Source organism: Cupriavidus cauae (genome assembly GCF_008632125.1).
Lineage (GTDB): Bacteria > Pseudomonadota > Gammaproteobacteria > Burkholderiales > Burkholderiaceae > Cupriavidus > Cupriavidus cauae.
In genome coordinates, this window is the sequence record NZ_VWRN01000053.1 from 596,809 (window position 1) to 603,084 (window position 6,276).

The 6,276-nt window shown below is 70.2% G+C and carries 5 protein-coding genes; 4 read left to right on the top strand and 1 reads right to left on the bottom strand.

Annotation, left to right across the window (positions count from 1 at the left end):
* Positions 1-130: 130 nt before the first annotated feature.
* A complete protein-coding gene (locus F1599_RS21730; RefSeq protein WP_149320159.1) occupies positions 131-709 on the bottom strand; it encodes a YqaA family protein in 579 nt (192 codons plus the stop codon).
* Between the two features lie 408 nt (positions 710-1,117).
* Here F1599_RS21730 and F1599_RS21735 point away from each other — a divergent pair, with 408 nt between their 5' ends.
* From F1599_RS21735 to F1599_RS21750, 4 genes are all read left to right on the top strand, one after another.
* Entirely contained in the window at positions 1,118-1,666 is a 549-nt protein-coding gene (locus tag F1599_RS21735) for a (2Fe-2S)-binding protein (protein ID WP_150084480.1), read from the top strand.
* Between the two features lie 13 nt (positions 1,667-1,679).
* Complete coding sequence (locus F1599_RS21740) at positions 1,680-4,142, top strand: xanthine dehydrogenase family protein molybdopterin-binding subunit (protein ID WP_223819803.1); 2,463 nt, start codon at positions 1,680-1,682, stop codon at positions 4,140-4,142.
* Between the two features lie 17 nt (positions 4,143-4,159).
* A complete protein-coding gene (locus F1599_RS21745) occupies positions 4,160-5,050 on the top strand; it encodes an FAD binding domain-containing protein (RefSeq protein WP_150084481.1) in 891 nt (296 codons plus the stop codon).
* A 185-nt stretch (positions 5,051-5,235) separates the two neighbouring features.
* Positions 5,236-6,144: an AAA family ATPase gene (locus F1599_RS21750; protein WP_149320156.1), complete on the top strand. Its 909-nt coding sequence runs from the start codon at positions 5,236-5,238 to the stop codon at positions 6,142-6,144.
* Positions 6,145-6,276 lie beyond the last annotated feature (132 nt).

Here is a 6,276-nt window from a genome sequence, read left to right on the forward strand (position 1 = left end):
GGGGACGGTGCGCCTGTCGTCAACTAAAGCGCGATTGTACTGCAACGCCCCGTTTTTCCGCGGCGCAGCAATTCCATACCCGCGCTGGGGCGATGGGCACTCCGGCTGGCGGCGGCAATCGGCGGACCGTCTAGAACCAGGCCCGCATGGTGTCGCCGAGCCGCTGCCAGAAGCTGTCCGGAATCCACAGCAGCGCGCTGGTCATCGCCAGATAGCGCAGCAGCTTGCCGATCGCCATGTAGCCCAGGCTCGGCCAGAACGGCAGGCGCAGCCATCCGGCCAATGTGCACAATGGATCACCCAACATCGGCAGCCAGGACAGCAGCAGCGTCTTCGGGCCGAGCCGGCGCATCCAGCGGAAGTAGCGCGCGTCCAGCGGCGGCTTGCGGGGCTTGCGCGGATGCTTGCGGTGCTCGGCATGCTCGCGCTCGTGTTCGCGATGCTGGCGCCGCAGGTGGTAGCGCACCAGCGCGAGCTTGGCCGCATAGCCCAGCCACCAGTCGATCGCGCCGCCGAGCGTGTTGCCGGCGGTGGCCACCAGCAGCGCGGGCCAGTACATGTCCGGATTGAGCTTGATATAGCCGAATACCGCGGGCTCCGAGCCGACCGGCAGCAGCGTCGCCGACAGCAGGCTGACGAGAAAGATCGCGCTCAGTCCAACCTTGGGCAGCGCGGCGGTGTCGAACAGCCAGTCGATCAGGCCTTCCATCGATGAATGCGGTGGTTCGGTGCAGGGTTCGAAGAGGGGTACGGTGGCCGTCGGCGACAAGGTCATGCCGGACCTGCCCCGCCCACGCGGCCGGCCATTCTAGCAAGCGCCGAACGGGGCAACCCGCATGGCACACCCCAGGGATTTGTGATTTACTGTTAGAGCCTTTTCGGCCCGAACGTTCACCGGCCGATGGACCGCGACGGATCGCCCGTCGCCCGGATTGACCGCTGCATCGTTAGCTGCATCGTTGCTGTAACACTCGCTGCACCACCATCACGAAATAGCCGCGTTCCAACAAGCGGCAGCACCGCGCCGTAGCCTGTTCCGGGCAGTCATCGCGCATTTTCGGGATACACGCGGGATGTCCGGGGCCGGCCATGTGCGTCCACCCACATGGAGACCAGCATGGCGATTCCGATCCGCCTGACCGTCAACGGCAAGACCGTCGACGCCCAGGTCGAACCCCACACCCTTCTCGTCCAATTCCTGCGTGAACAGCTGCGCCTGACCGGCACCCATGTCGGCTGCGACACCGCGCAATGCGGCGCCTGCACCGTGCATCTGGACGGGCGGGCGGTGAAGTCGTGCAACCTGCTGGCGGTGCAGGCGGACGGTAGCCAGGTGACCACCATCGAGGGGCTGGCCCCCGACGGCGAACTGCATCCGATGCAGGCCGCCTTCCGCGACTGCCACGGCCTGCAATGCGGCTTCTGCACGCCCGGCATGGTGATGAGCGCGACCGCGCTGGTGCAGGAGCACCCGAACGCGGACGCCGCGACGATCCGCGCGCATCTGGACGGCAACCTGTGCCGCTGCACCGGCTATCACAACATCGTGCGCGCGGTGCAGCAGGGCCAGGCCGCGATGACCGGCGGCGCTGCATCGGCCAACGCATCGGCCAACGCATCGGCCACGGCACCGACCAACGCAGCGGCCACCGCAGCGGCCGAGTAAGGAGGAGCCCGCCATGAACGCACCCGAGACCCAACGGCTGGTCGGCGCCTCCGTCAAGCGCAAGGAAGACTACCGCTACCTGACCGGCATCGGCCAGTACACCGACGACATCGTGCAGCCGCAGCAGAGCTACGGCTATTTCGTCCGCTCGCCCTACGCGCATGCGCGCATCCGCTCGATCGACACGCGCGAGGCGATGGCCTCGCCGGGCGTGATCGGCGTCTTCACCGGCGAGGACATGGCGGCCGACAAGGTCGGCGGCCTGCCTTGCGGCTGGCTGATCCACAGCATCGACGGCTCGCCGATGAAGGAGCCCCCGCATCCGGTGCTGGCCCAGGGCAAGGTCCGCCATGTCGGCGACCAGGTCGCGCTGGTGGTGGCCGAGACGCTGCAGCAGGCGCGCGACGCCGCCGAGAAGATCGAGGTCGATTACGAGGAGCTGCCGGCGGTGGTGCGCACCGCCGACGCGACCTCGGCCACCGCGCTGGTGCACGACGACGTGCCGGCCAACACCTGCTACGTCTGGGGCCATGGCGATCGCGCGGCCACCGATGCGGCGTTTGCCAAGGCCGCGCACGTGACCACGCTGGAGATCGTCAACAACCGGCTGGTCCCCAACGCGATCGAGCCACGCGCGGTCAACGCCAGCTACAACCGCATGGACGACAGCTATACGCTGTACGTCGCCAGCCAGAACCCGCACGTCGAGCGGCTGCTGATGGGCGCCTTCGTGCTGGGCCTGCCGGAATCGCGGCTGCGCGTGATCGCGCCCGACGTGGGCGGCGGCTTCGGCTCGAAGATCTTCCTGTATCCGGAGGACGTCGCGCTGACCTGGGCGTCGAAGAAGGTCAAGCGGCCGATCAAGTGGACCGCCGAGCGTTCGGAGTCCTTCCTGACCGACGCCCACGGCCGCGACCATGTCACGCGCGCCGAACTGGCGCTCGATGCCGACGGCAAGTTCCTGGCGATGCGGGTCCACACGACCGCCAACATGGGCGCCTACCTGTCGACCTTCGCCTCCAGCGTGCCGACGATCCTGTACGCGACGCTGCTGGCCGGCCAGTACGCGACCCCGGCGATCTACGCCGAGGTCACGGCGGTGTTCACCAATACCGCGCCGGTCGACGCCTATCGCGGCGCGGGCCGGCCCGAGGCGACCTATGTGGTCGAGCGCCTGGTCGAGACCGCGGCGCGCGAGCTCGGCATCGATCCGGCCGAACTGCGCCGCCGCAACTTCATCCGCAGCTTTCCCTATGCCACGCCGGTCGGCCTGACCTACGACACCGGCGACTACGAGCCCTGCCTGCAGCGCGCGCAGGAACTGGCCGACGTGGCCGGCTTCCCGGCGCGCCGCGACGAAGCCCAGCGCCGGGGCAAGCTGCGCGGTCTCGGCTATTCCTGCTACATCGAGGCATGCGGGCTGGCGCCGTCCAATATCGCCGGGGCGCTCGGCGCGCGCGCCGGCCTGTTCGAGGTCGGCGAGATCCGCGTCCATCCGACCGGCACCGTGACCGTCTTCACCGGCTCGCACAGCCACGGGCAAGGCCACGAGACCACCTTCGCGCAGGTGGTGGCCGACCGGCTCGGCATCCCGCTCGACGCCGTCGAGGTGGTGCACGGCGACACCGGCCGCGTGCCGTTCGGCATGGGCACCTACGGCTCGCGTTCGCTGGCGGTGGGCGGCTCGGCCATCGTCAAGGCGCTCGACAAGATCGAGGCCAAGGCCAGGCAGATCGCCGCGCACCTGCTCGAAGCGTCGGCCGACGACATCGAGTTCAGCAACGGCGTGTTCCGCGTGGCCGGCACCGACCGCAGCAAGACCTTCGGCGAGGTCGCGCTGTCGGCCTACGTGCCGCACAATTACCCGCTCGACCGGCTGGAGCCGGGCCTGAACGAGAACGCGTTCTACGACCCGACCAACTTCACCTATCCGTCGGGCGCCTATGTCTGCGAGGTCGAGGTCGACCCGGACACCGGCGAGACCCAGGTGGTCAAGTTCACCGCTGTCGACGACTTCGGCAACATCATCAATCCGATGATCGTCGAGGGGCAGGTGCACGGCGGCATCGGCCAGGGGCTGGGGCAGGCGATGCTCGAGCAGTGCGTCTACGACGGCGACAGCGGCCAGCTGCTGACCGGCTCGTACATGGACTACGCGATGCCGCGCGCGGCCGATCTGCCCGACTTCACCGTCGAGACCGCGCAGGGCACGCCGTGCACGCACAACCCGCTGGGCGTCAAGGGCTGCGGCGAGGCCGGCGCGATCGGCTCGCCGCCGGCCTTCATCAACGCGCTGATCGACGCGCTGTCGCCGCTGGGCGTGCGCGACCTGCAGATGCCCGCGACCCCGCACCGGGTCTGGCAGGCGATCCACGCGGCCAGGCAGGGCGGCGGCACGCAGGGGGCTTCCCCGGCCGCGGGCCAGGCCGCGAACCAGACCACCGGCCAGACCGCCACCGCGGCCCGGACCATCTGACGCGCGAGGAGACTTCCATGTACGCATTCGAGTTCCAACGCGCGACCGATGCCCAGGCCGCGGCCGCGCTGCTGCGCAACGACCCCGACGCCAAGATCGTGGCGGGCGGACAGAGCCTGATCGCCGCGATGAAGCTGCGGCTGGCCGCGCCATCGACGCTGGTCGATATCAACCGCATTCCAGGCATCCGCGATATCCGCGTCGAGGGCGACACGCTGGTGATCGGCGCCGGCGCGCGGCACGCCGATGTCGAGGCGCACCCCGAGGTCAAACGCCGGCTGCCGGCGCTGGCCGCGCTGGCCGGCGGCATCGGCGACCGCCAGGTGCGCGCGCTCGGCACGCTGGGCGGCTCGATCGCCAACAACGATCCGGCCGCCTGCTATCCGGCCGCGGTGCTCGGGCTGAACGCCACCGTGGTGACCGACCGGCGCAGCATCGCCGCCGACGACTTCTTCGTCGGCATGTACGAGACCGCGCTCGAGCCGGACGAGCTGATCACCGCGGTGCGCTTCCCCTGTCCGCGGCAGGCGGCCTACGTCAAGTTCCGCAACCCGGCCTCGCGCTTTGCGCTGGTCGGCGTGATGGTGGCGCGTGGCGTCGGCGGCGGCGCTGCGAACGGCAGCGGCGGTGGCAACGGTGGCAGTGGCGGCGACGTGCGCGTTGCCGTGACCGGCGCCGCCGATGCGGTGTTCCGCTGCGAGCCGCTGGAGCGGGCGCTGTCGGCCGACTTCAGCGCGGCGGCCGCGCGCGCGGTGACGATCCCGACCGAGGGCCTGAACGACGACCTGCACGGGTCCGCCGAGTACCGGGCGCATCTGATTCCGGTGCTGGCGGCGCGGGCGGTCGAGCAGGCGCTGGGGCAATCGTCCATGCAGGCCTCCTCGCAGTCGTCCACGCCATCGCCCTGAAGCGGGGGGCGGGACGTGAAGCGGCGCGGCGGGCCGTGAAGGACAGCGGCTCGCCGGTCCGCCGTCCCGCCGCAGTCTTTCCCCCTGCGAACCTGATTTCGTTTATCAGCGCGCCGCCCGCCTGCCCGCCATAGCCATCGCCAGCCATCGCCAGCCATCGCCAGCCATCGCCCGACCTCGCCTTCATGCTGCCCGATTCGATCGACCAGACCCTGACGCTGCTCCAGCGCGAGCAATATTTCGCCGACCGCGAGACCGCGACCGTGCTGTTCCTCGCGCTGAAGATGCAGCGCCCGCTGTTCCTGGAAGGCGAACCCGGCGTCGGCAAGACCGCGCTGGCGCAGGCGATCGCCGCGGGCCTCGGCACCAGGCTGTTGCGCCTGCAGTGCTACGAAGGGCTCGACGCCGCCAGCGCGCTGTACGAATGGGACTATCCACGCCAGATCATGGCGCTGCGGCTGGCCGAGGCGCGCGGCGAGCGGCCCGAGGCGCAATCGCTGTACCGCGACGAATTCCTGCTCAAGCGCCCGCTGCTGGAGGCGCTGCTGCCCGACCCGGCCGCTCCTGCGGTGCCGCGCGTGCTGCTGATCGACGAGATCGACCGCGCCGACGAACCGTTCGAGGCCTTCCTGCTCGAGGTGCTGTCCGAATACCAGGTGTCGATCCCGGAGATCGGCCGCATCGCCGCGCAACGCCCGCCGCTGATCGTGATCACGTCGAACCGCACGCGCGAGGTGCACGACGCGCTCAAGCGCCGCTGCCTCTATCGCTGGATCGGCTATCCCGAGCGCCAGCGCGAGCTCGACATCGTCGCCGCCCGCGCACCAGAGGCCGCGGCCGCCTTGCAGACACAGGCGATCGACTTCGTGCACCGCCTGCGCGGCATCGATCTGTTCAAGGCGCCCGGCATCGCCGAGGCGATCGACTGGTGCCGCGCGCTGGCGGCGCTCGGCGTGACCGAGCTGGATCCCGATTCGGTGCGCGACACGCTCGGGGTCCTGCTCAAGTACCAGGACGATCTCGCGCGCATCGACGGGCCAACGGTAGCCGAACTGCTGGCCGGCACGCCGACGGAGCCGGCCGGGGAGCGCTGAATGACGCCGCGCCAGCCAGCCGACGCGACTCCGCCCGAGCCTCGTTCGGGGACAGCGCCGGACGCGGCGGCGGCGCCGGTCCCGCCGGAGCCGCCGGGTCCACCGGTCGGGCAGGCCACGCCGGTCGCGCCG

What these genes read in the sequence shown, in the direction of transcription:
- F1599_RS21730 (WP_149320159.1), bottom strand. Translation starts at nt 709, where the DNA reads ATGGAAGGCCTGATCGACTGGCTGTTCGACACCGCCGCGCTGCCCAAG.
- F1599_RS21735 (WP_150084480.1), top strand. Translation starts at nt 1,118, where the DNA reads ATGGCGATTCCGATCCGCCTGACCGTCAACGGCAAGACCGTCGACGCC.
- F1599_RS21740 (WP_223819803.1), top strand. Translation starts at nt 1,680, where the DNA reads ATGAACGCACCCGAGACCCAACGGCTGGTCGGCGCCTCCGTCAAGCGC.
- F1599_RS21745 (WP_150084481.1), top strand. Translation starts at nt 4,160, where the DNA reads ATGTACGCATTCGAGTTCCAACGCGCGACCGATGCCCAGGCCGCGGCC.
- F1599_RS21750 (WP_149320156.1), top strand. Translation starts at nt 5,236, where the DNA reads ATGCTGCCCGATTCGATCGACCAGACCCTGACGCTGCTCCAGCGCGAG.